The organism is Enterococcus mundtii (genome assembly GCF_002813755.1).
Taxonomy (GTDB): Bacteria; Bacillota; Bacilli; order Lactobacillales; family Enterococcaceae; genus Enterococcus_B; species Enterococcus_B mundtii.
The window spans coordinates 2,912,471-2,937,132 of sequence record NZ_CP018061.1; the positions used below are offsets into that span (position 1 = coordinate 2,912,471).

Here is a 24,662-nt window from a genome sequence, read left to right on the forward strand (position 1 = left end):
CGAATCAATAGCATTGCTTGTTGATTCGGCTTTTTGTATAGACGCTTATAAATAAATTCGTTGATTTCCTATATTTTCCTAAAAAAGAAAAAGCATTTCAACCACTTTTAAATAACATGCCGGTTCATCTGTCAATCAAATCCAACCGGAATTGATTGGGCTGGTTTACTGGTTGCTTGCTTCACGTCAGTCTCCCACTTGCTATAGATATCTAAAAATCTCACTTCTTCTTCATCACTATATCCTTCAAAAACAACTTTATCGATATTTCCATGATCAAAAAAAATCGTTGTTTCAGGATTTAATCCTGAGGGGTAAAGCACTGCCATATAGTCTGCAAACGTATCTTTTTTCGACTGTTGATCTGTATATACAGCACCTCTTCCAACGATGACTAATTTTTGTAACCCTTCCTCAAGCAACACGACACTTCCTAATGGTAATAACTTTTTCCCCTCATTCATTATATATTTCCTCCTTGTCAGTTCCTTTGATATGTTTGTTAAAATATTTCTCTCCGTACCATTCTAATTGTGTTTTCCCTTCAAAATTGCGGTATTCTTCTGAGTATTTGTGTTTATAATAACCGTGTAATAGATACGGGAAGAATAGATAGGCTTCGGCGATCATAAATCCTATATCAAACGCTAACCACATCACTAAAATATTTATAAAACCTACCATATCTGTTCGAGGTGTATCTCCATCTGGAAAAATAAAATTCCAAATTATAACTATTATGACCACTATCCAGCCGTAATTCAGTACCATTTGAATGATTTTTTCTATAAAATCATCGACTTTATTTTTTTCTTTATCTTTTATATTAAGCATTTTTATATTTAAGGAATTACATTTACTTCTAATAACGATATAACCTACTATGGTTAATAAAATCAAAACGATTATCATCCCAATAGAAGTTAATAGTTTCAGAAACATAGTAATAAAAAATAAATTTACTGTCAGCATTAACCAAATAAGGTAATTGTTACAGGTGTTCATTGTAATAAAAATTCTTGTACTACTATTATTCTTATTTTTATATCTTGTATATAACCAGATAAATAAATACATAAAAAGAAATATCCAAAAAAAACTTTCTGTCAAAAAATTTATATCTGGTTCAGGAACAAGGCTATTTCTATCAGGATCTTTCATCCCTAATTCAGTAAATTTAACAAAACCATATTGTGCCATTATTAAAATTATTGATATAGATATTAATAAAAAACGCTTTTTCCCATTATATAATCCTCTTTTTTCAGTATCTTTTATCATATAATCGACTAAACGATCATCCAACAAGTTTAAGCTTTGTTCAAACGTCGCATTGAATAATTTTTTCATATTCTTCACCAATTAGAGTTAATCTCTTCTAATTTTTAAATATCTACTCCTTGTGTTTTTGTTGTTTCTTCTCTATCAGTTCCTTTGATGTGCTTATTAAAATGCTTCTCTCCGTACCATTCTAGCTGACTCTTCTTTTCCCAATTGCGGTATTGTTCTGTGTATTTTTGCTTATAATACCCCTGTAATAGATAGGGGAAATATAGATAGGCTTCTGCAAAAATTATTGCAATATCCATAGCTATCCACATACCTAACATACCTATGAATCCAACAAAATCTGTTCGTACTTCATCACTATTTGGAAATATGAACTTCCATATCATGACGATAATCACAACCATCCAGCCATATTTCATTGCTAATTTCATTACGTTATCTACCAGTATATCTACCCTGTCTTTTTTTCTCTCAACTTCATATAACACATATTCAATCGTACGTTTTTTACTCCTAAACACGACATAGCCTACTAGCCCGATTGAGCCTAGCACGAACAACATACCTAAAATGGTAAGGGGGTTAAAAAATACAGTTATGAATAAAAGATTCATCTCTATCACTAACCAAATGATATATAAGTTTAAGTTGAATTGACCTCTTATTCTTGTAAGGTAATACTCCCCTTTATCCCTAAAAATGAAAACTAAAATTAGCCAGATACAAAATAATAAATAAAACGACCACATTGGTAAAAAATTGATCTCTGGTGTAGGAACTGTACTGGGTCCTAGTTCTCCTTTACTAATTTTCGTGGATATTACGGCGATCAAATAATTGATTCCGATTAAAAAGACAAGCAATAGTACTCCTATCACTCTAGCAACTACCTTACCGCCTGTTGGATCCGGCAATTGATTAACATCTTTATTCATAAAAGTAACAAATGTATCATCACATAAATTTAAACTTTCCTCGAATGTTGCATTGAATAGCTGCTTCATTATTTTTATCCATTAACGCTAACCCCTAATAGTTTTACTGAAGATAGCACCTTTCCTATTGATTTTCCCACTACCTGAATATTACTGAACACACGTTTTACTGTGCTTATATTTTGTGTCACTGATTTCCCCATCTTTTTTGTGACATCACTTATAGCTTCAGACGCCTTATCGTGCAAACTATAAGCTCCATCTTTTGCACTATCATAGATATCTGGTTTAACAAATTGCACTAACTTGTTTATTCCACCTATAGCTCCACCAATTAGTGCACCTCCTACAGCTCCCGAAACTGTTCCCAAAAACGGAATAGGAATTGCGGTACCAATAGCCCCTCCTATTGCACTACCAATCGTCATTCCCTCTAACGGTCCAATACTCTTCACCATCTCTATTCCACCACCTATTATTCCTTTACCAACACTTCCTGTTTTTCCATATTCATTCACCGCATTGGCGGCGAAAGTGACGCCTAATTGCGCGTAAGTAGCTACTTGTCCTGCCGTTCCTAATCCTTTGGCAACACCCCAATTTTTAGCTCCTTGCACAAATTGAGATTTCTTCAAGGCTTCGCTGACGTAGGTTTTTACAGGGGACGTAAATTTAGTGAAATGTAGATATGCCTTGCCTATCGTATCGATTTTAGGAATCCATTTTCCTTGAGCAACAGCTTTACCGAACATTTCATATTTTGCAAGACCGCTAAATAATTTATTTTTCATACCTGATGGTAGATGATTAGCAAGCATCAAAAATTCATCGTTGGATGCCAACTTGTTTACCAATGCATCAGGATAATTGCTGAGCAACATTTCAAGTCGTCTGATTGTATCGGTTTTCCCATCTTTCAGGGGTTGGACCAATTTTTCGATCTCCGCATACAGTTCTAAGTAAGCATTGTTTGAAGATTCTTCTAACAATGCTTGTCCGTTTGGTTTGTACTTCTCAAACCAACTCCCATCCACTCCTTTCGGCAATACATAACTACCGTCTGTCTTGATGGTTGTTTGATTCAAGACTAATACGCTTTGCATGGCGAGTTTCAATTCCAGCAGACTGTTATTGAACAGTCCACTGGTTTGGGTGTTAAAGGCATGCAGTTTTTGTTGTTTGCGTTGCAACTTGTAGATATCTTCTTGCAGGCTGTCCGCCATTCGCATCAAGTTTCGATGAAAATCACTGAGCATTTCTGTAATACCTGGTACTATGCTTGTATTAGCGATCTGCCTAATCGTCTGCGCGTGGTTATCGATCGATTGTTTAGCGAATGTTTTGGCACGAATCTGTCCGCTTAAATTCTCTTCGTCCAAGTATCCTTCACTGGCAATCATTTGGTGTGCGGAAGAGTAAAGATTCAAGTCTGACTGAATCCCTTGTACCGCAGTGTTTACCCGATTGATCGTAGGTATGATCAACTCAGAAAACAATCCTTTACCGGCTTGATAAGCCGCTCCGGAGAGTTTTTTGCCATCAACCGCTTGAACAACTTGTTGACTACCTGTTCGTAGTTGGGTGATCGTTGTACGAGCAAGCGATAAATTAGTGGTCAGATTGCTCATTAAATTAGAAGACTCTGTGGCTGAATAGATTAGTCCCATCGTTTATTCCTTTCTTTCTGAAGTTCCGTACGTTCTTCTTCAAGTTTTATCAAACCTTTTAAGTATTCTTGATCTAGTTGATGCTGTTGGGTTTCTACCAACTGCGTGAAGTAAGTTGATTTCCCTTCATTCTCATTTTGCTCCCAACGAGCAACTTGGCTTCCTTGGGATACTAATTCTTCTGTGAATTGTTGGATTTCTCGAAAGCTTTTTCGCATATCCATCTCTAAATAATACATACATTGTTTTAATTGCTGTTTTTCTTTACTCAGACGCTCCAATCGTTGTTCATTGTTGCTGATTTTACGATCATATTCAGCGAGCAACTCTTCCTTTTCCATACTGACTCCTTACTTGAATCTTGATTGACTGTCTCTGACTGCGATTGCTTGAGCAAGCTGGGGAAATTTGTTTGCCTGTTCATTGACACAAGTAACTAGATTTGAAATATCGGTGAGTAGGTTGTTACTGACCTCTACGCCTGTTTTCATACTGCTGATCGTGCTCTTGCTTAAAGAACTTGTTTTGCTACTACTAACAGAAACATTTTTTATTCCTGATACGGCTGCTGTTGCAGTTGATTCCTGAGAAGCGATTTTCGTCATCTATTTTCTCCTTATCTGAATTGATAGAATGGGTCTTCTTTTAATCTCTCTTCTTCATTAATTTTTATGGTTTCTACAATCGGTACAGGTTGCTCCTCTTGCACGAGTAGTGGTCTAGTTGGCGCATCCTTAAGTTGTCTCAATAAATCGTCTAAAAATTCTTCATCAGCTTGGTTTTGGAAGCCTTCGAATAACACTTCTGTGATTTGATCCGCATGGATAGAAAAGACTTCTTGGCTTGGCACATCGCCAAACGGATGGGGGGCTACTCGATATCTCGATATCACTTTTTCTTCTTCATTTTTAGTGATGGCACGAGCAACGACAAAATAGAGCAGTTGGTCATCCTCTGTCCCAACTAGTCTTAAGATACTACCTAGTGGCAAAAACGGTGTGATCATTTCTTCTCTCATGCTTCTTCCTCCGTAGGAAACACCAAAGCTTCCAATTGTTCATCCTTCAAACTGTGTAGGACGTTTTTAGCAACTATTGCGTTTTTTTCTTGATAAGAAAGATTTTCAATAAATAATTGATTTTGTAAGCTTCCACCAAATAAAATATGATCGATGTTTTCTTTTACGAACATAGTGATTCCGCCAAAGGTATTACCCACTTTCGTCATATGATCGAGAAAAACAAACTGTAAATGCTCGTTTCCTCCACTTAGCAGAGCGGTAACTTCCTCAGGGTTCAATGTTAATTTATCGACCAAGTCTGCGATACCATTGATAATGATGATTCTCTTGCCAGTTTCATTTTTTAAGAGAGCTTCTAAAGCCCCTTTTAGGGCTGTTGCTTTTTCACTAAGACATGAACGGTCCAAATATAGTGAAACTTTCGGCTTTGCTGGTTCGAGTGTTCCATTTGCATCGATCAACACCACTTCTTCTTGTCTTTCTTGACAAATTTGTTGAAGCAACCAAGGCATCATCGCACGAAGTTGCTTATTGGATTTGAAAAAGATCCCTAATCTCATGCGCTGGAACAAGTCGAATGATTCTACTGAAGAAGTGGCTTTGTTTAATCCCAAATACAGTTTGTTTTCGGCATCTTGTACAAAATAAGAAGCGAAACTTTTTTGTGTTAGATTTTCTGGTACCATTGGAATTTTCTCAGGACGTTCGCCTAGCCATGCTTGATTGATTTCTATAATTTCTTCTTCCAGATTTTGGAGTAGTTCCGCATCATTTTTCCCATTAATCGGCAGATAAAACTGAATGGTAGTTGGCGTAGAAAGTAAGACTTGTCCGCGCCCATTGATTGCTTCAGGTGACAAAGCATTTCTGCCCATGACCATGTTTATTTCATTTTCATCGTTTAAATATAGCGTGATCTTAGTGGCAATATTGCTCATCATATTCGTCCGAATACTTCCTGCACGATTCGCGGTCATCACAAGAAAGACACCCAAACTGGCTCCATCTCTTAGTAATTGAAGAAGCACTTCATCGATTCTATCTTTGCGCTTATCTTCCAAGCTCAGGCCATCATAACTATCGAGAATGATTCCTAAGATCGGCAATTTTTCTCTTGTTCTTGTTTCGTATTGCGTTAGATTCGCGACACCAGCTTGCTTGAACAAATTTTTGCGCTCTGCCAATAATTTTTCGATGCGATCAAGCATTTTTTGCAGTTTTTCATCTTCTTCCAAAGTCGCTATATCCGCAATATGGGGTAATTCCTTGAGTACTAATAAACCATTATTCCCAAAATCGATTAAATGAAACTGAATCGTTGCAGGAGTATTTTGACGGGCAAGGTTCATTACAAGGGTTTGCAATACTGTTGACTTCCCATAGCCTGGACTAGCTACGATCAATGTGTGACTCGCTTCTTCGAGATTGAAGGTATAATTCATTTGTTTTTGTTCAGAGGGAATATCTAAACAACCAAATGGGATAGCTAGATTACGAACTTCTGACTGTTTTATTTTTGGCGTCATAATCTGCTTATCTAAGTTCGGTAGCCACGGCTTATCCGGCAATTTGTAGGTAGAATCGGCAAAGATTGTCTTGATCTTATCAATCACTGCTTCTAATTGTGTTGGCAAATCTCGTGTATCTTTTCCTTGAATGATTTCGATATCTGGATCATAAAGCAATTCTAACTGGCCCAATTCATTGATTTTGAATACCCGTTCATCGATCACTTCTTCGATCAATTGTTCTGGATCATATGGAACCCCCGCATAACCACTTTGAAATAATTCATACACTTCATTTTCGCCAACTTTCAAATAGCCTCGTCCAGGATTCGTGATTTGTGCGGCATCTGGCGTTTTGAGTAACTCATTCGAGTCTTGGACACTCGCCATTTTCAAGGCAATTTTACTCGTACTATTGGCTTCGATCTGATCATTGACTACCCCAGAAGGTTTTTGGGTGGCTAAAATCAAATGGACACCTAATGAACGTCCGATTCGGGCAACAGAAGTGAGCTCATCTAAGAATTCTGGAACATTGGCTTTAAGCTCCGCAAATTCATCCGAAACTAAAATCAAATGAGGCAAAGGTTTTTGCGGATAAACAACGTCTGGTTTTGGAGTCTTTCTTTGTTTATACAAGGTCATGTAGCCGTTGATATTATTTACGCCATATTTGGCAAACTCTCTTTGACGTTTCGCTAGCTCTGCTTTGATGCTTGCTAAGGCTCGCGCAGTTCCAGCACCATCCAAATTAGTGATTGCACCCATAAAATGGGGTAAATGATCTAAGGTATTGGCTATTCCGCCACCTTTCCAGTCAATAATCAACATGCCGATATCTTCGGGCGAAAAATTGATTGCTAAGCCGATCAAATAAGTCGTTAAAAATTCAGATTTCCCTGAACCAGTCGTACCACCAACTAAGGCGTGTGGTCCATGGACTCGTTCATGTAGATCCCAATAAACCAAATCTTTTTTCCCACGCCAACCGATTAATGAGCGAATCGATTTATTAGGTTCAGCAGTAGCCCAGCGATTTGAAATCGCTAGTTCTTCAACTGTCTTGACCTCATATTGTTCCAATAGACTCAAGCTGTCAGGTACGGCATTTTTCTCTACTTCCACATGATGGAGATTCGCCAAACGCCGAATGGCTTTTTCGATTGGATAGGTTGTCGGCAAATGATTGGGAATAAAACGCTGGTTCACATATTCATTGTTCTGATTGATCAACGTTGCTGCCTCATTGCTTTGATATTCAATTAAAGTAGTCGTTGTTTCTGGCAACATATTCAACGTTTCTTTTCCCCAAATGACCGTAATGCCATAGTCTCCTAAGTTTTCGGCTAAAAACTCGTTCAATCCATGACCTGCCAACCAACTTTCATCCAAAATCGAAAAAACATACTGTGGCTGAAAGTGTACCTTTTCATTACCCGCTTCACGTACTTGTTGTTTTCTTTTTGCCACTATTTGATAAAAAGAATTCAAGATCATGTCTCGACTTTGGGGGGTATGCACCATTCCTCTTAGATTTAAAGAACGGATTTTATTATGAGGTAACCAACGCCATTCTCGCCAATGTTGTTCGTACTCTTCCGACGGGATCAGTGTAATGAATTCGACGTCTCGATAAGAATGCAACACACATAACTGAAATAATAGGAGTTGTAATGCTGTTCGCAAAATACTAGGTGTTCCTGCTAAGCCAACCGTCTGTTTCAAAAGTGAAACGATGATCGGGGCATCTCCAAGTTGTTTGTAGGGGCTATTAAGGTGCTCAAACGCTTCATTACTCAGTTCATCCTCTTCTACCGGCTGGAAGTTTGTTTGAAAACTAGCATTGATTTCGCCGATTCCTAAGCGGACAGTCAAAAAATCTTCGTTCACTGTCATACGTTCATAAATCCTCGCATGATAATCTTTAGCCATCAATGCTAATTCATTCAGTGCGGGATTCATATATTCTAATGCTGTTTTTTGTGTTTGCTGTAAGACAGTAAGCTCTGACTTTTTTTTGATCATATACTGACGGAAATGCTCTTCTCTCATATGATTTTTTCTGTTGATTTCTTTTTTGTTTGTAAAATAACTCGATACAGAAAAACCGGTTGTAAGTAAACTAGCGCCTCCCATACTGATCAACATAACTGGATTGCCTCCGCTCAAAAAACTTGTAGCACCGCTCAAAACAACCATACCTAACGGTGGAACGATGGTTTTCAACCACTCATTCTTTCCTTCATTAGATTTCTGCTTAGGTGATTGGATCTCAATTTTTTCTTTTGGCTCTTTTAAATGGATTCTTGGACTACGCCTAAATGCTGGAAAATTTTCTGGATACTCGGGAATGTAGGGTTCTTCGAGCAACTGCCAAGGGTCCAACTGTAGCTGATTTTTTAAATCTGAGATCTTTAATTGTTTCTCGCGCATCTCAATCATGAGATAATCAATGATCAATTGATCGCCTACAGAAAATGGAAATACACCTTTTTCTACACGTTGGTGATTGTAATAAATCTTGGCCTTACTAGGATAGATTTTTATTTGATAGTCATCAGTACTATTACGATTAATAAAAATCAAGGCATCCGACTCAATACGGATTGCCGAATCTTGTGCATTTGATAGATAGACGCTTTCCCTTGGCTTATTGACGATCACCGTTTTCAAATTTTCATGATGAACGAGGAGAAACTTTTCATCCTTGACTACTTCTCCTCCACAAAAAAGCTGTCCGTCTTCAAAGTAAAGCGTTTGATTGTCCAGTATTACTTGATTGTTTTTTTCTGTTATTTGTTTATGAATAAACGTCGAACCAAAGTAAAAAAGGTCATAAAGAACTGAAACGGAATGTTGGATTTGATCAGTTATTGAAATTGGCTTAGTTTGCTTCATTACTATCCGTCTCGCTTTCTAAGATTTCTAAGTAATTATTGATTTCTTCCTCATAACTCGTTAATAACTCTTGCTTCTTCTGACCACTCATTTTGTTGTTTGCTCGCGTCGCGTCGTATAGTTTGGTATAGGCATGTAAAATGTATTGATGATCGCCGAGGTTTTGTGCGATATCTAGTGATCGATCAAAATTTCCCCGTCCGATATAGATCCAGTAAAGCAACGTATTCTCATTTGATTTTTGGGAAATATTATTTAAGATCGCTGTCTTTTGCTCATTCGACAAATTATCCAGCTGTACAGCGCTGACTGCAGCAACATATTGAGCGCCAGAAGGGAGATCTTCGGGTTTATCATCTTTTAATGTGGTTAAAACACCAGCGTAATTATTAGCAATATATTGCGTTTCAGCAGAACTGATCCGTTCTTGTGCGGGAAGTTTATCAAACGCATAGATGCCTGTCGTAAGCGCTAAACCTATTGTTGAAATGCTTAATAAAAGCGTGCCCCACTTAAACATAAAATAGCTTTTTTTGTTCACCATTTGAATTTCTGATGCACGTTTCGTTTTCTGCTGTACGACTTGTTCGCCAATCATGCGGTCGATTTCTGCGACACTGTTTGCTCTTTGGATTCGTTTAGAAAACTCGTCCTTCAATGTGCCATTTCCTTCAATCAGTTGCTCATAATCGAACTTAGGATGTAAAATTGTCAGGATCAATGCACGATATTGCTTCAAAAATTCTTCTTCGGTTATTTCATAAGGAATAATTGAATGCGCAAAACCTCTATGTGCTATGATGATTTCTTCTCCAAATAGAAATAGATTGGCTGGATGGATGAAAGGCTGGATTGGGCTACTCAAAAACTCGGATAAGAAATTGATTTTTTGTGCAAGTAATAATCGTTGAAAAAGTTCTGTTCGTTTAAGGTACTCTTGCAAAGAATAGATTTGTTTACTTTTCTGGTATTGAATGACGAGTTTTTCCTCTGAAGATTCTACGATCTGTCCAGAGAGTAAGTGCTTTTTCTGTGTTAAGAATAGTTGATACTGTTCTAAACGATCGAGTTGGTATTGCTTAGCATTCAGTGTCACTTTGACAGCATCAGTTGATGTCTCAATCATGATCGTTTCAGAAATATCTTTTATGTGGGTCACGTTCGTTCCTCCGATTTTTGTTGAGATTCATGGATCAGTAAATGATCGCCTTCACTTAATGGATAATCTGCCACATATGCCTCTTCCTTTAAGCGGATCGGTTTATTTAATACCACTAAGTCGAACGCATCTGGCAAGGACGAACCATTTTGTATGAAAGATTCCTTTAATAATTCTTTTAATCGTGTAATCGTTACATGGATCGGGATCTGTAAGTCAATGATTTCTTCTTTGACTTGTAAACTTATCCCAATTGCTTGATTTTTTTCCAACTACAACAGTCCTTTAATCATATTTGTATTTCTGCTGTGAAAACTTTTTACCAAGATAATTGCCTCCAAAAGTCAGTAAAATACTTCCTAGTAGAAGTAAGATCCACAAAACAATCCTTCCCTGGATAGCTGTGTGATTGGGGTTAGCTGACGACTGATGTCCTACAGACATTTGCCCTTCTTTGAATAATTGGGGTGTAATTGTTTGTTCAAAGACCTGTGGCTGTGAAGTTGCTTCCGACACAAAGACGAGGTTCTGAGCAGTGGAAATCTGTTGTCTTTGTTGTTGGACACGTTCTTGGTCTAATTTTGTTTTATCTTCTAAAAATAAATCGTGTACTATAAATGTTGTTTCATGATCTTCGATGCCTTCCCTTTCTTGGTAGATCACATGGTTATTGATAGTGAGTGTACTTGCCAAAACTGTGACATTCGGGTGACTTAAAAATAGTGAAACTACCAACAAAAAGAAAAGCCCCCCTATTTTTTTCTGAACCATTTTATACCTCCGTTTATTCATTTGACCGTTCTTTCTTCTCTTCTGGCCGGACAATAAAATTCAATATCACTCCAAATATCAGGAATAGAACGAGCAATAGATAACTTCCCCAACCGATGACACCCTCATTCATCAACACAGTAAAACCGTTTTGAATATTCTGTAAAGGTGATAGACGATAGAGCCATTCTGTCAACGAGCCATTTTTGATTGCTACGCCCAACAAAGGAGTCAACATGAAGAACAAGCCAAAAATCCCACCACATAAATACAACGTGATTTTTTTGAATTGGCGCATGAACCCTAAAAGAATCAATTGACCACTAGCAAAGACTAAAAATGCATAAACGAACCAAACAAAAGAATGGGCGGCTCCTGATACTGTGGTCGTTAAAACGCTGTAAATAAGTGACAGAACTAACGTTACGCTGAGTACCGCCACCATATTAGGCACGTTTTTCCATATACGGTTCGGTGTGACTAACAAATCGACAGAAGTCACTACACGTTTTTTCATCACGCTAGATAATTGAAAGGATACTAACAGAATCATAAAGCCTCCAATCAATGTCACGTAGTAAGGAGTCAGTGAGCTTTGTCTTGTTTGACCAAAGCTTCCTTGTCCTAAAATCGGACTTGCTAGAAAATTAAAGACCTGGGGATTATCTGCCCCTCCATTCCTTGTATTCGAAAGGACTTCACTAAATGATTCGGCATATGTTTGATTTTCAGAAACAGTCTGTGCCGATTCATCAAGAGAGGTACTTAGATTACTTAAAATAGTGGTAGCATTCTCTTGTACTTCGATGGTCGATTCTTTTAGCTGATCGATCGTAGGTGTGATATCAGCTACTTCTGCCGCAGATTGACCGGTAACTTCAGCTGCTGCTTTTGAACTTGCCATCAATCCTTGCATCGTTTGGATCAGACTGGCTGTTTGAGCTTCAATCAGGGCGTATTCATTTTCTTTGGGATGTGGATTTTCTTCTGAGATGACGGATTCCGCTTCTGTTTGTGCCGTTTGCTGCCAACTGTCGTATACTGCATGGATTTGTTGATTCGCAGAGGCGAACCAGTGGTTTAATTTGTCCGCTTCTTCCATAAATGTTTGTGGCAATGTCATTAGTTGCAAGGTACCGTACAAGGTTGGTTTTAGTTTTTCAGGTTCTCTAGTCCCTGGAGAACCAATGACTGCTTGTAATGCAATGATTTGATTCTCGGTATCGCTATACAACTGATCCCCTGTTTTTTTGTATTCCTGATACAGTTGTTCACTGATCATCGAAGGTTTGTCACTTTCCTGAAGATTGTTATATAGCCAGTAGATTGAACGAGAATCAGCTAATTCAATAAGGGATCTCCCCGTATTTTCTGGTTGATCGATCATCTGTCGGTATGCGGGTATCGTTATAGAATGGTGCGGTGCACCAAATAGCGTGACAATTTGTTGCGCAGTCGTACTTAATAGTTGAAACTGTTCCAAGATTTGTGGCACATCGTCGATCAATGGCTGATCCATCGGAAGATAGACTGAGAATTCCCTCGTTTGTTGTACGTGTCCATTGATTATCCATGTGTAAAACACTTGATTGTATGAAGTAGTCTGTTGTTCTGGAGTCAACTGCCACTTTAAAGGAATGCTTACTTCAAAGTTCAATTTATCTGGTAGCGAAGGATATTCTATACGCTGGTGCTCTTCTTCCGTTTCTTCTTCCGTTTCCTCCTCCGGTTCAATCGTCCAAGGTTGTACGATTGTTAATGAATAATCTGTATCTACTCGGATCGCTGTTTCATAGTTGTAGGGTGCCAGTAACTGATTCAATTGATTTTCCATTTCTGTAACATCATATGTTGGATCAAAAAAGAGCATCCCTTGCTGCTCTTCTTCTGTTTGTATCGAGAGGACCGTGTCTTGTTTTAACTCAATTGACATCTGTTGATTGGTGGTGGGTAAAGAAATCGTTGCATCATGTTGCGCTTTCGGTTCAAGATAAGCAAAAGAAGCTTCACTTCCGATTGGTCGGTCAAAATCGTGGGCATAACGTGTAACAATCGCTAGCTCATCATTGAAAATAGCGGCCTGATCCTGACTGATCACTGCTTGATTTTGTAATTCAGTTAATAATTGAGCTAAACTATCCACCGAGATCTGGGGCAAAGTCTCCTCGATAACTGATTGATATGCCCCATCTAATTTGGGTCCATTACTTTGATTTGTCATCAATTTGATAATCGCATTTTTAACTTGATCTTCTGTCGCAGTTACAGGTGTACTTGTCGGATCATTATAATACGCATTGGCAATTTGACCTTTTAAGCGTTCTAGCTGTGCTACCTGACTCTCCAACTCAGTAATTTGTTGTTGGATCTCTTCAATGCGTGTTTGTTGATTGGTTTGAAACGCCGTTGCCTGGGTTAAGAAATCCCAATAGATACCGAAACTATTTTGTTCATTTTGAGTATAAAAATTGCTAAACTGAGCTGAAATTGCATCATTGAACAAGTCGTATTGATTTCTATAGTCAACTGTTGCGTTCTCCCACTGAGTGGTTAATTGATTTTTTTGTAAGGTGACTTGTTGATTGAATTGATTGATTGCTTCAGTGATTTTTTCATTCGCTTCTTTTGTATAATCAACAATTGTCTCCTGAACATTTTCTGTCTCTTTGTGAGTCTCTTCTAAACTTGAATTATTGCGCTCCAAAAGAGATTGTACCGAATCGACAAAGGCTTGTTGCTGTGCCTTGAATGCACTATTTGTTGTATCTAAAATACTAGTTGAGTCTAATACACTCGCATAGTTGTCTGGAATATTTTGGAATGGCTGATAGATACTATTTTCTAGATTTTGCTGATAATTGCTATGTGTATTCGTCATTTTATTCACGTTTTGCTGCGCTTCAGAGAGATTTCCTACAATACTGGAAAAATACATTTGCACAACACGCTGATTGAAGTTTGTTAAAATCTGATTCACTTGTTCTTCGATCATTTGGTTGGTTATTTCATTTTGTCCATCCCGCACTTGATATTCGATGACCGCTTTTTCTGGATTGATGCTTTGTAAAGATAATAGTTTTTCCGAAAAATCTTGGGGAATAATGATTTTTGCATCGAATTGGCCGTTCTCTAGTCCTGCTGTTGCAATATTACGCGTAGTCGTTTCCCAACGATTGGTGGAATCTTTATTGATCAGTGTCACAAAATCGGTTCCTAACAAGTACTGCTGACCTTCAAAATCTGCTCCTCGATCCTCATTCACCAAAACATATTGCATTTTTGTCGTCGGGCTGGCGGTGCTCGTGATGATACTCTTTTCTTTAAAGCCGATATACGCAAAGAAAAGAAGCAAAGATAAACTTGCGATGACCGCAAGGATAAATGGCTGCTTTTGCTTCAAATGGTTTTTCAAGTTGTTCTCCTCCTTCTAAAAGAGCATGGGGTCAGAAGTGACTTTCCTGTATTTCTACCTTTAAAAATAAGCGTCAAAATCCAAAAATAGCTAGCTGATTTCGGATTTTGACGCTTATATCATGGCGATGTGCACTTCTGTCATATCCTCTTTTTAGGCTATAGCTGAGATGCTCTGTTGCACATTGTGTGTTGTTGCACATGTGATTCGTTTAAGAAAACCTAACTGACTTCTGTTTGAAATCAAGTTAAAATCCAAATGAACCTGCATCTTGACGATCGCGTTCTGCAACCGTATCAGCATACTTGTTCAACTGCTGATTGATGCTCTCAAGAAGTTCTTCCATTTGACGGACATTACCTTCTAACTGGTTGTATTGTTCCAAATAAGCTTGAAATGCTTGTCCTTTCCACTGTTGACTGATTTGTTGGTTCATTGAGTTTACTTTACGGATCGCCTCTTGGATCTGAGAGGCTGCTTGTGAATAAACCTGTGCTTGTGACTTCAGTTGTTCGGGTGTGACTGCAATTACTCCTGCCATTTTTGTACCTCCTAAAATTTTTTTGACTAGTTTATCATACTTGATTTTCAACTGGTCAAAATAAAATACGCCGAATAAGGTTGATCTTCGTCGTATACGCACAATTCTTTTCGTATAAGATCAGTTATTTTAAGACAGCATTCAATTACTAGTGGGGGGAAACTCATTCTTGAGTTCAAAATCAACTTGGTACGCCTGCTCCACGAAGCGTAATAGTTCGTATTTCTTTTGATATTGTTGCTTTGAATCCAAGTAGCAACTGACTGCTAATGCGTTTTTCACATGAGACTTTCCTTTTTCATTTCCTTTGATCATATACCAGACGCCTTGCAAAAACAGTTGCAAGTTCCGCTCATAGTATAGTTCTTCTTCAAGGAAATACTCCTCTAACTTCGCCCCATATTTCCAAACCAGGCGGAGATCCTGATTTTTAATAAATAGAATGAGACCATTCGCCAACATGCGAAACGTTTCACTTTGTCCACTCCGGTTTTCTTCATAGACCGCCAAACTAAGAAACGACTTTTCTAAAATCAAATCAATAAATTTAGGATGGAACGCATACATACAGTTAGTAAACAAAAAAATTTCGTAGCGAGTCCATGTTTGCGCCTTCATTAAATACTGATAAACCTCTGAAGATAGCACATCGATTTTTTCCTCTTTTAATTGAGCGATCATCAAGCGACAAAGACTGATAAGATGGCGTTCTCTTTGGGTACTAGGTTCTTCTGTTTCATACAACATGATAATACTATGTAACTCTAAACTATCTTTTTTTTCAAAAGCGACTACCGCTTCTTGCATCAATCGATTAACCTCGGATAAATCATTTGGAAAATTAAATAACTGCAATTCATCGTAGTCCAAATTTAGTTTTTTTAAAAAATAAGTTAACTTACTGACTGTCGTATCTGCTTTATTTTGAATAAAACGTTTATAAACCGAACGACTGGCTTCCTCTCCGCAAAGTTCTGCGATCGTTATTCCTTTTTGCTTTCTGACAAATTCAACGATTTCCCATACTTCCATTTTTTCACTCCTGACCTCTTTCACTGAAATTTGAACTCAATGATTCTTAGAAAGAGCTTCTATGATTGAAATTTGATAAAGCTAAAAATCCCCGTTTATTATAATCTTACCATCATTCTTGTTTGAATATTACATTTATTTATAATAACTACCGTTTTTAAAATATAAAGACTTTAATAACAAATAAAAAAAATGTAACAAAAAAATATTGATGTTATTTATAAATGTGATAATAAGGGAATAAACAATATATTTTCCGTTCAACATGTCATATTATAAAAAAGAATGAGCGCTCGCAACGGTACCTTCTGCGAGTGCTCATTCCTTTTGATGATGCATCAGATTATCAATGCTATCATACCAATTATAATGTTGATTGTTGTGGGCTATTAATTAGGGTTTCTACATATTTTTTTGCTTTTCTTAGTAGCTGGATTTTTCTTATCTGACTGACATAGTTTTTACGGTCTAACATGAAATATTTATTTTCTCTGATTACGCTTAATTGCTCTTTATAGATCATAGCGGCAGCAGTTAATGCGAGTTGACAATTCCGATCAATAAACGGCAGCATCGTAAAAGAAGTTTCATATTTTTTCTCTGCTTCATTGGCTACCGCTTCCCATAGATCAATCAACGGCTTCGCAGGTTCATCTGCTTGTAACATGGCTTCAGTCACACCATGGGCACGCATCATTTCCTTTGGTAAATAAATCCGTCCCATTTTATTATCTTCACCGATATCTCGTAAAATGTTTGTGAGTTGCATCGCTTCACCCAGTCGTTTTGCCTGTAACTGGATTTTTTCTGCTTGGTCAGATAATAAAGGTAACAACATCAAGCCAACACTACCTGCGACATAGTAACAATAGTCTTCTAAGTCAGCAAATGTTTTTGGCTGTGTAAAGACTAAATCTTGCTTTTGACCTGCGATCATGTCGTAGAACGGAGACAAGGTCATGGGATAAACGGAAAAAACAACCGACAAGGCACGCCAAATAGGTTGATCAGGAATTTTACCCATGGAGAAAGCATCTAGTTGGTGTTTTAATGCCAACAATTCTTCCTCACTATGCGCTAAGTCAACGGTATCATCTGCCAAGCGACAAAAAGCATAAATGGCATAGACACTTTTTGCTTTTTCTTCAGGAAGTTGAGAAAACGCTGCGTAAAACGATTTTGAATATTTTTTTATCACAGTTTCACAATAGGCAAAATCGTCTGCGTGTTTTTCAAACAGTTCCTGATTAGTTTTTGTCATCTTTAACCAACTCCTCTACCGCAAGCTTAGCACTTTGCATCACGATTGGTACACCAGCTCCGGGATGTGTACTGCTACCACAGAAATAAAGATTCTCAGCAGAAGCAAATTTATTGTGAGGTCGATAATAGTTACTTTGTTTTAAGGTTGGTTTCAACCCAAATGTTGCACCATTATAGGCATTGAAATGTTTTTCAAAGTCTTTTGGTGTATAAAAACTTTCTGAAACGATATGCTCTTCAATATCAGTAAAGTCCGTCTTTTCTTTTAATAACGTCAATACTTTTTGACGGTATTCTTGGACTTTCGCCTCTGACCAATCTTCATATTTTGAAAGTTCTGGAACTGGTACTAATACATATAAGCCTTCATGGTTTTCTGGGGCTAATGATTCATCCATGATCGTAGGTCGGTATAAATAAAAGGATGGATCTTCTGGTAAACGACCATCTTCAAATAAATCATCCACATTTCGTTTGAAGTCATCTGCGAAGTAGATGCTGTGGAGATAGTCCCCCGGATATTTTTTATCTAGACCTAAGTATAGTAAGAAACAAGAACAAGAGTATTCCATCTTATCGATTTTCTTATCCGTATATTTCCCACGATTCTTTTCATCAGGAATCAACTCTTTCATTGCATAAGGGAAATCAGCACCACAAACGACCGCATCTGCTTCTATTCGTTCCTGTCCGATTCGAACACCTTTTGCCACTTTATCTTCAATGATCAATTCATCAACGGGTGTATTGTAATGGATCGTTCCACCTAATTCTTCTAATAAGTTAGCTAGTGAGGTTGCTAAAGTATACATACCTCCCTTAATAAAATGAACTCCGTAGAAGAGTTCGATCATGGGGATGATCGTATATAACGACGGACCTTGGTATGGGGAAACACCGATGTATAAGGTTTGGAACGCCAATGATTTTCGCAACCGTTCATCTTTGACAAATTTAGCAATCGATGAATACGCATCACTAAAGGTTCTTAGACGAATCCCTGCCCATAGTGATTTAGGGTTATAGAAATCCCAAAAACCACGAAAGGATTTAGTAATAAATGCTTCTTTGGCTATGTTATAACGCTTGTAGATATCCGCTAGAAACGCATAATAGCCTTGTGCATCTTCTTGGGAAATCGCTTCGAGCGTTTTGGTCAATTCAATGAGATCATTTGAAAATTCGATTGGTTCTTCTTTATTGAAATAGAGCTTCAACATAGGATCGACTTTTTCCATCGGAATGTAGTCATCCGGATCTTTCCCACAAAATTCAAATACTTCGCGATAGATTTCAGGCATCATCACGATCGTTGGCCCCACATCAAACGTGAACCCATCTTTTTTGATTTGGTTCATCTTACCACCAGGACCACTTTCTTTTTCGTACAATGTTACTTCATAGCCTAATTTTTGCAAGCGTACAGCTGCACTTAATCCCGCAACTCCTGCACCTGTTACAATGACTTTTTTCATGACATCCACCTACTCAATTCTTGTTCTATAAATTTTTATCATCTGATAAATTTTAGGATATCATTAAATTTGTTATGTCATAAAATAAAACGCTCAAATAACATTCGTTACATTAAATTTTCTTCATTTTTCATTGTTTTTAATTTATTTTTTATCATTTTTCACTCAGTATTATTTACGCGTGAAATATACGATCTAGATAGCTATTGTCAGCTAACCCCGAATAAACAGCCTTCAAAAGCCAATTCATTAAAAAAGCTATGACATCCGAAAATATTTTCATATTTTTAGATGTCACAGCTTTTTTGGTTGATTACTTTTATCACAACCTCAACTGTTTATTCAGTTTTATGTTGAAATTCATCTAATCGTGCACGAACTTCATCCGTAGATTTCGTGTTCATCAATTGCACACGCAAATCGTTGGCTCCTGGAAATCCTTTGACGTAGATTTTGAAGAAACGATGTAAGCCTGTGATCGAACGTGGGATCTCTTGTGCATAATGGTCTTGTAAATCTAGTTGTAAGCGCAGTAAGTCAATAAGTTCTTCTGCTGAATGCTCTCTTGGTTCTTTTTCAAAGGCAAATGGATTTTTAAAAATACCTCGGCCGATCATGATGCCATCTACACCATATTTTTCCGCTAATTCAAGCCCTGTTTGGCGGTCAGGGATGTCACCATTGATCGTCAACTTCGTTTGTGGGGCAATTTGATCACGCAAGGCAACGACTTCAGGAATCAGTTCCCAATGTGCCGCAACTTTACTCATTTCTTTGCGTGTTCGCAAATGAACAGAAAGATTCGCGATATCTTGCTTTAGTAAATGACTGATCCAATCAACCATTTCAGCTTGCTCTGTGTACCCAATACGTGTTTTTACACTTACAGGTAAACCTCCAGCTTTTGCAGCTTCGATCAATTCTGCAGCAACTTCAGGGCGTAGGATCAAGCCACTACCTTTTCCACGCTCTGCCACATTCGGTACCGGACAACCCATATTGAGGTCTATTCCTTTAAAACCCATTTCAGCTAGTTGAATACTCATCTCTCTGAAAAATTCCGGTTTATCCCCCCAGATATGTGCCACCATCGGCTGTTCATCTTCAGTAAATGTCAAACGTCCTTTAACACTCTCTTTGCCATCCGGATGACAAAAACTATCTGAATTAGTAAATTCGGTGAAATACACATCCGGCGCGCCGGCTTTTTGAACAACATGGCGAAAAACCACATCTGTCACATCTTCCATCGGTGCTAATACAAAAAAGGGCGTAGGTAGTTCAGCCCAAAAATTATTCTTCATCAAGTACACTCCATTTCGCTATATACAAAGTTCCATCAAAAACATTGTTGCCATTATACAAGGAAAAAGAAAAAGAAGCAAAGTAGAGGTTGTGAAAGGAGCGATCAGCACTAAGGCATAAGACAGGAAAATCGAAAATGGTTGTTTCATTTTTGATTTTTCTGGCTTATGTCCGAAGTGTTGCTCCTTGAACACCGTTTATCATAGGTTGTGAAAAAAGCGTTTTGACCTGAACAGTAAGATAGAAAATTGTAAAATAGCTTTTCATATTTTGCAATTTTTTAGCTTAATGTTGAAGGTCAGCTTTTCGAACACCGTTTATCTTAGGTTGTGAGAAAACCGGTCAGCTCCGAATAGTAAGGCGGAAATTGGGAAAATAGCTTCTCATATTTTTTCAATTTTCGCCTTACTATTGAAGGAGTTGGCTTTCGAACACCGTTTATCTAGGTTGTGAAAGGAGCGATCAGCACTAAGGCATAAGACAGGAAAATCGAAAATGGCTGTTTCATTTTTGATTTTTCTGGCTTATGCCCGAAGTGTTGCTTCTTGAACATCATTTATCATAGGTTATGAGAAAGCCGGTCAGCTCCGAATAGTAAGGCGGAAATTGGGAAATAGCTTCTCATATTTTTTCAATTTTCGCCTTACTATTGAAGGAGTTTGCTTACCTTGTTCGTTTAGCTTCTTAACCCTCTACCTTTATTGATCAAGTACCAACACGTTGAATACAGCACTACGATGAACAGTACAAGGATCGCAATCGAAATGACGATTGGCACATCTGTGGTGCCTAAGAAACCATAACGGAAACTTGAGATCATATAAACAATTGGATTTACTTTCGAGATGGCTTGCCAAATCGGTGGCAACATCGAAATTGAATAAAACACCCCGCCAAGATAAGTCAAAGGTTGTAACACAAACGTTGGTACAATGGACACATCATCATAAGATTGGGCGAAAATCCCATTGATCAAACCAGCAAGCGAGAATAAGATAGCGGTCATCAATAGTGTTAATACAACGATCGTCCATGAATAGACATGTAATGGTACAAAAAATAGAGAAATCATTGTGACTAATGCACCGACCAAGACACTCCGTCCCAACCCACCGATCACAAATCCCCAGATGATGACATGTGTTGGGACAGGGGCAACTAAAATCTCTTCGATATTCTTTTGGAATTTTTGTGAAAAGAACGAAGAAGAAACATTTGAATAAGAGCTTGTGATGGCGGACATCATGATCAATCCTGGAACAATAAATTCCATGTAGGAGAAACCACCCATATCACCGATTCGGCCTCCGATCATTTTCCCAAAGATGATAAAATACAAAGACGTAGTGATCACTGGTGGTACTAGCGTTTGTACCCAGATACGCATATAGCGATTGGTTTCTTTGATTGCTAAACTTTTTAATGCAGTAAAATAAAGATTAAACATTTTTCTTCGTTGCCTCCATATGATAAGTTTCTTCCGTAATTTTCAAGAAAAGTTCTTCTAAGCGATTGGATTTATTGCGCATAGACAAGACTTTGATCCCTTGCGCACTTAACTGTTCAAAGATCCCATTCACTCCTTGATCACGCTCCACTTCAACCGCAAGTGTGCGTTCATCTTCTAAGATACTTGTATAGCCAATGATCTCTGGCTTTTTATCATAAGGTGCTAAGTCAAAGATAAACGTTTCAAACTGTAATTTGGAAAGCAAGGCTTTCATAGAAGTATTCTCAATCAGTTCACCCGATTGGATGATTCCAATATTCCGACAAAGCATTTCTGCTTCTTCCAAATAATGTGTCGTCAAAATGATCGTTGTTCCTGCGTTATTCAATTCACGTAGAAATTCCCACATTTCTCGTCTTAATTCAATGTCGACACCCGCTGTGGGTTCATCTAGAATCAATAATTTGGGTTCATGCATCAATGCACGGGCAATCATCAATCGTCGTTTCATCCCACCTGAAAGCATCCGCGCACGAACATTGCGTTTCTCCCACAAATTAGATTGTTTAAGGTATTTTTCACTACGTTTCAATGCTTCATTACGGGATACACCATAGTAACCCGCCTGATTCACGACGATTTGTTGCACCGTTTCAAACGGATTGAAATTGAATTCTTGGGGCACTAAGCCGATTTGTTGTTTTGCTCGTACTAAATCTGTATCCAGATCATAGCCAAATACTTTCACTTTTCCCGATGTCTTATTCACTAATGAAGTGATAATCCCGATCGTTGTTGATTTCCCTGCGCCATTTGGTCCCAGTAGTGCATAAAAATCGCCTTCTTCAACCGTCAGATCGATGCCTCGGAGTGCTTCCACACCTGTCCCATATATTTTTCTTAACTCATTTATCTCAAGAGCATATGTCATTTTTTACTAACTCTCCTTATTTTGTCTGATTTACTATTTTAGCATGTAAAGAGGTTGTGAGAAAGCCGTTAAGCTCCGAATAGTAAGGCGGAAATTGAGAAAATAGTTTCTCATATTTTTTCAATTTTTGACTTACTATTGAAGGAGTTGGCTTTCGAACACCGTTTATCTAGGTTGTGAGAAAGCCGTTAAGCTCCATGCAATAAGATGAAAATGAAAAAACCACAAGTCCTTCCAGAAAATAATTCTGTCGTCTCTGTGGTTTTCACTATCAATGATGGTTTTTAACTAAATACTTTCAGTTTGGGCTTATTTCTTACTCCACTACCCGCCATTGACGATGTTGATCAAAAAAGGCAGCTTCTGCTTGAGCCTCTTTCACGATTGCTGTAGGATACTTCAACACATCTAACAAGGCGATGGCATTTCTTGTCTTTGCAGGCCCTTGTTTTAATTTAAAGTCAAAGCTGATTCCTTTTTCAGGAGTTACTTGCTCTTCAAAATGGACATTGGCACAATCTTTTTTCAAGATCTCAGTCAGTTCGATATCGTGTGTTGCGACAAAGGCTAAAGAAGGGTAGTCGCTCAACCAATTCACGATAGCTGCCGAAGACGCGATCCGTTCAATGGTGTTTGTCCCTTTCAAGATCTCATCGACAAAGCAATAGCAACGTTCTTTGGTTTCCACTTGCTGTAATAAGCGCTTGATCGATTTGATTTCTGAAACAAAGTAACTATCGCCTTCAAATAAATTATCTTCGATCGCCATCGAGGTCAAGACATGACCGGGTTGGATCGTGAAAGATTCGGCTAAAGTAGTTTGGATCGTTTGTGCTAAGATACAGTTGATGGCAATACTTTTGACGTACGTTGATTTTCCTGAAGCATTCGAGCCAGTGACCAATGTGTTCTGTTGCCAATCGATTGGATTGACGACTGCCTCTGCAATCAGAGGATGATACGTATCCTCTGCCATGATCCCGCCTTCTGCAAAGACTGGTTGACAAGAATAGGGCATGTAAGTGCGATAATTCAACACTGCCGCAGCTACTTCTAACTCTCCTAGTAATTGCCATAATTGAATCGCTTGTTCCGTTTTCTTTTCCAATCGACTAATGACAAAATGATACGAAATAAATGGCAACATGAACATCATATTGAAGTAGTCAAAAAACAACTCCGCTTCTGAGCCATTTTTCACTCGAAATGAAAAACCGAACTTAGGGATTTCTTTTAAAGGCTGAACATTTTTTTGTAACTCTGCTTGTAACGGTGTGGCAAACGTGGCAATTTTTTTCGCCGCAGAAATCGTAGAAACAAGATAGCTCATACTATTAAGTTCTGTTTCGAGTGTTTGCTTTTTTATCAAGTAATAAACCGTATTGAATAACACACTAATGATCGCGATATAAATGCCGATCACTTGTCCAAGTAAAAACAAGCCTAAACCAATGAGTGGTAACATGCCTAAAAAGGCAAATAGCCCAATATGACCAATTCTTTTGCTTTTGCCATCTGCTAAGTATTGTTTGGCAAAATTCCGGTCTTTTTTTCCAAGTCGTGCAAATTGATATTGGATTTCTTCTCTCAACTTAGGATTTTCTTGGTAGAAAGTAATCAACTTTTCTAGACGCTGATCTTGTCCAAAATCAAAATTACGCAGTCGCTGATAAAGCGCTTCTGAACCCACACTTGAATACGTATGATTGACCGTTTCGAATACTTCAAACATATCTAGGTCATACCAAGTCAAGTCATCGACTTCACTGTCCCACGTACGAAACTTTTTTTCTGTCTGCCAAGCTTCTTTTAAGCTCTCTTCCTTATCAAATCGTACTTGATATGGAAGCTTCCCCCATTTGTAACGGACATCTGCTCTTAATTTCTTTCGCGAATTGATTTCTAAGACAATTAAGATTCCAATGATGCCGACGATCAGGAGCATGATAAATTCTGTTTGACTCATAAATTTTCTCCAATCTATTGAATACTTTAAGTATAGCA

General features: G+C 38.0%; 20 protein-coding genes. All 20 read right to left on the minus strand.

From position 1 onward, the window contains the following. Positions 1 to 131: 131 nt before the first annotated feature. Positions 132 to 464 carry a DUF4176 domain-containing protein gene (locus EM4838_RS13580; protein ID WP_071866518.1) on the minus strand — a complete coding sequence of 111 codons (333 nt, stop codon included), beginning with the start codon at positions 462 to 464 and terminating at the stop codon, positions 132 to 134. After that, entirely contained in the window at positions 457 to 1,350 is an 894-nt protein-coding gene (locus EM4838_RS13585; protein WP_071866517.1) for a hypothetical protein, read from the minus strand. Before EM4838_RS13585 ends, EM4838_RS13580 begins: the two co-directional genes overlap by 8 nt. A gap of 35 nt (positions 1,351 to 1,385) precedes the next feature. Further along, positions 1,386 to 2,294: a hypothetical protein gene (locus EM4838_RS13590; RefSeq protein ID WP_071866516.1), complete on the minus strand. Its 909-nt coding sequence runs from the start codon at positions 2,292 to 2,294 to the stop codon at positions 1,386 to 1,388. Positions 2,295 to 2,299: 5 nt separating this feature from the next. Then, positions 2,300 to 3,892, minus strand: coding sequence for a hypothetical protein (locus EM4838_RS13595; RefSeq protein WP_071866515.1), 1,593 nt, complete (start codon positions 3,890 to 3,892; stop codon positions 2,300 to 2,302). Beyond that, complete coding sequence (locus tag EM4838_RS13600) at positions 3,883 to 4,233, minus strand: hypothetical protein (protein ID WP_071866514.1); 351 nt, start codon at positions 4,231 to 4,233, stop codon at positions 3,883 to 3,885. Before EM4838_RS13600 ends, EM4838_RS13595 begins: the two co-directional genes overlap by 10 nt. A gap of 9 nt (positions 4,234 to 4,242) precedes the next feature. Continuing rightward, entirely contained in the window at positions 4,243 to 4,497 is a 255-nt protein-coding gene (locus EM4838_RS13605; RefSeq protein WP_071866513.1) for a hypothetical protein, read from the minus strand. An 11-nt stretch (positions 4,498 to 4,508) separates the two neighbouring features. Then, on the minus strand, positions 4,509 to 4,910 hold the full coding sequence (locus EM4838_RS13610) for a DUF4176 domain-containing protein (RefSeq protein WP_071866512.1): 402 nt from the start codon (positions 4,908 to 4,910) through the stop codon (positions 4,509 to 4,511). Next, positions 4,907 to 9,319: a type VII secretion protein EssC gene (essC, locus tag EM4838_RS13615; protein ID WP_071866511.1), complete on the minus strand. Its 4,413-nt coding sequence runs from the start codon at positions 9,317 to 9,319 to the stop codon at positions 4,907 to 4,909. The genes EM4838_RS13610 and essC overlap by 4 nt, the downstream gene beginning before the upstream one ends. Beyond that, positions 9,306 to 10,478 carry a type VII secretion protein EssB gene (gene essB / locus EM4838_RS13620; protein WP_071866510.1) on the minus strand — a complete coding sequence of 391 codons (1,173 nt, stop codon included), beginning with the start codon at positions 10,476 to 10,478 and terminating at the stop codon, positions 9,306 to 9,308. The genes essC and essB overlap by 14 nt, the downstream gene beginning before the upstream one ends. Continuing rightward, positions 10,475 to 10,750, minus strand: a complete 276-nt coding sequence (locus tag EM4838_RS13625) for a type VII secretion protein, YukD family (RefSeq protein WP_071866509.1) — start codon at positions 10,748 to 10,750, stop codon at positions 10,475 to 10,477. Before EM4838_RS13625 ends, essB begins: the two co-directional genes overlap by 4 nt. 13 nt (positions 10,751 to 10,763) lie before the next feature. Beyond that, complete coding sequence (locus tag EM4838_RS13630; protein WP_071866508.1) at positions 10,764 to 11,249, minus strand: hypothetical protein; 486 nt, start codon at positions 11,247 to 11,249, stop codon at positions 10,764 to 10,766. A gap of 13 nt (positions 11,250 to 11,262) precedes the next feature. After that, the gene (gene esaA, locus EM4838_RS13635; RefSeq protein WP_071866507.1) at positions 11,263 to 14,661 is read right to left on the minus strand and encodes a type VII secretion protein EsaA; all 3,399 of its coding nucleotides are present in this window, start codon (positions 14,659 to 14,661) and stop codon (positions 11,263 to 11,265) included. Between the two features lie 247 nt (positions 14,662 to 14,908). Then, positions 14,909 to 15,202, minus strand: a complete 294-nt coding sequence (locus tag EM4838_RS13640; RefSeq protein WP_019722716.1) for a WXG100 family type VII secretion target — start codon at positions 15,200 to 15,202, stop codon at positions 14,909 to 14,911. A 141-nt stretch (positions 15,203 to 15,343) separates the two neighbouring features. Beyond that, complete coding sequence (locus EM4838_RS13645; protein ID WP_071866506.1) at positions 15,344 to 16,234, minus strand: Rgg/GadR/MutR family transcriptional regulator; 891 nt, start codon at positions 16,232 to 16,234, stop codon at positions 15,344 to 15,346. Positions 16,235 to 16,598: 364 nt separating this feature from the next. Further along, complete coding sequence (locus EM4838_RS13650; RefSeq protein ID WP_071866505.1) at positions 16,599 to 17,495, minus strand: phytoene/squalene synthase family protein; 897 nt, start codon at positions 17,493 to 17,495, stop codon at positions 16,599 to 16,601. Then, a complete protein-coding gene (locus tag EM4838_RS13655; protein ID WP_071866504.1) occupies positions 17,482 to 18,972 on the minus strand; it encodes a phytoene desaturase family protein in 1,491 nt (496 codons plus the stop codon). The genes EM4838_RS13650 and EM4838_RS13655 overlap by 14 nt, the downstream gene beginning before the upstream one ends. 338 nt (positions 18,973 to 19,310) lie before the next feature. Then, positions 19,311 to 20,276 (minus strand): tRNA dihydrouridine synthase, encoded by a 966-nt coding sequence (locus EM4838_RS13660; protein ID WP_071866503.1) that lies wholly within the window; start codon positions 20,274 to 20,276, stop codon positions 19,311 to 19,313. A 677-nt stretch (positions 20,277 to 20,953) separates the two neighbouring features. Next, positions 20,954 to 21,724 (minus strand): ABC transporter permease, encoded by a 771-nt coding sequence (locus EM4838_RS13665; RefSeq protein WP_071866502.1) that lies wholly within the window; start codon positions 21,722 to 21,724, stop codon positions 20,954 to 20,956. Then, the gene (locus tag EM4838_RS13670) at positions 21,717 to 22,658 is read right to left on the minus strand and encodes an ABC transporter ATP-binding protein (RefSeq protein WP_034688663.1); all 942 of its coding nucleotides are present in this window, start codon (positions 22,656 to 22,658) and stop codon (positions 21,717 to 21,719) included. Before EM4838_RS13670 ends, EM4838_RS13665 begins: the two co-directional genes overlap by 8 nt. A 316-nt stretch (positions 22,659 to 22,974) precedes the next feature. Next, a complete protein-coding gene (locus tag EM4838_RS13675; protein WP_071866501.1) occupies positions 22,975 to 24,624 on the minus strand; it encodes a MutS-related protein in 1,650 nt (549 codons plus the stop codon). Positions 24,625 to 24,662 lie beyond the last annotated feature (38 nt).

What these genes read in the sequence shown, in the direction of transcription:
- EM4838_RS13645 (WP_071866506.1), bottom strand. Translation starts at nt 16,234, where the DNA reads ATGGAAGTATGGGAAATCGTTGAATTTGTCAGAAAGCAAAAAGGAATA.
- EM4838_RS13590 (WP_071866516.1), bottom strand. Translation starts at nt 2,294, where the DNA reads ATGAAGCAGCTATTCAATGCAACATTCGAGGAAAGTTTAAATTTATGT.
- EM4838_RS13595 (WP_071866515.1), bottom strand. Translation starts at nt 3,892, where the DNA reads ATGGGACTAATCTATTCAGCCACAGAGTCTTCTAATTTAATGAGCAAT.
- EM4838_RS13610 (WP_071866512.1), bottom strand. Translation starts at nt 4,910, where the DNA reads ATGAGAGAAGAAATGATCACACCGTTTTTGCCACTAGGTAGTATCTTA.
- EM4838_RS13665 (WP_071866502.1), bottom strand. Translation starts at nt 21,724, where the DNA reads ATGTTTAATCTTTATTTTACTGCATTAAAAAGTTTAGCAATCAAAGAA.
- EM4838_RS13605 (WP_071866513.1), bottom strand. Translation starts at nt 4,497, where the DNA reads ATGACGAAAATCGCTTCTCAGGAATCAACTGCAACAGCAGCCGTATCA.
- EM4838_RS13660 (WP_071866503.1), bottom strand. Translation starts at nt 20,276, where the DNA reads ATGAAGAATAATTTTTGGGCTGAACTACCTACGCCCTTTTTTGTATTA.
- EM4838_RS13675 (WP_071866501.1), bottom strand. Translation starts at nt 24,624, where the DNA reads ATGAGTCAAACAGAATTTATCATGCTCCTGATCGTCGGCATCATTGGA.
- essC (WP_071866511.1), bottom strand. Translation starts at nt 9,319, where the DNA reads ATGAAGCAAACTAAGCCAATTTCAATAACTGATCAAATCCAACATTCC.
- EM4838_RS13600 (WP_071866514.1), bottom strand. Translation starts at nt 4,233, where the DNA reads ATGGAAAAGGAAGAGTTGCTCGCTGAATATGATCGTAAAATCAGCAAC.
- EM4838_RS13580 (WP_071866518.1), bottom strand. Translation starts at nt 464, where the DNA reads ATGAATGAGGGGAAAAAGTTATTACCATTAGGAAGTGTCGTGTTGCTT.
- EM4838_RS13640 (WP_019722716.1), bottom strand. Translation starts at nt 15,202, where the DNA reads ATGGCAGGAGTAATTGCAGTCACACCCGAACAACTGAAGTCACAAGCA.
- EM4838_RS13655 (WP_071866504.1), bottom strand. Translation starts at nt 18,972, where the DNA reads ATGAAAAAAGTCATTGTAACAGGTGCAGGAGTTGCGGGATTAAGTGCA.
- EM4838_RS13650 (WP_071866505.1), bottom strand. Translation starts at nt 17,495, where the DNA reads ATGACAAAAACTAATCAGGAACTGTTTGAAAAACACGCAGACGATTTT.
- EM4838_RS13585 (WP_071866517.1), bottom strand. Translation starts at nt 1,350, where the DNA reads ATGAAAAAATTATTCAATGCGACGTTTGAACAAAGCTTAAACTTGTTG.
- EM4838_RS13630 (WP_071866508.1), bottom strand. Translation starts at nt 11,249, where the DNA reads ATGGTTCAGAAAAAAATAGGGGGGCTTTTCTTTTTGTTGGTAGTTTCA.
- EM4838_RS13670 (WP_034688663.1), bottom strand. Translation starts at nt 22,658, where the DNA reads ATGACATATGCTCTTGAGATAAATGAGTTAAGAAAAATATATGGGACA.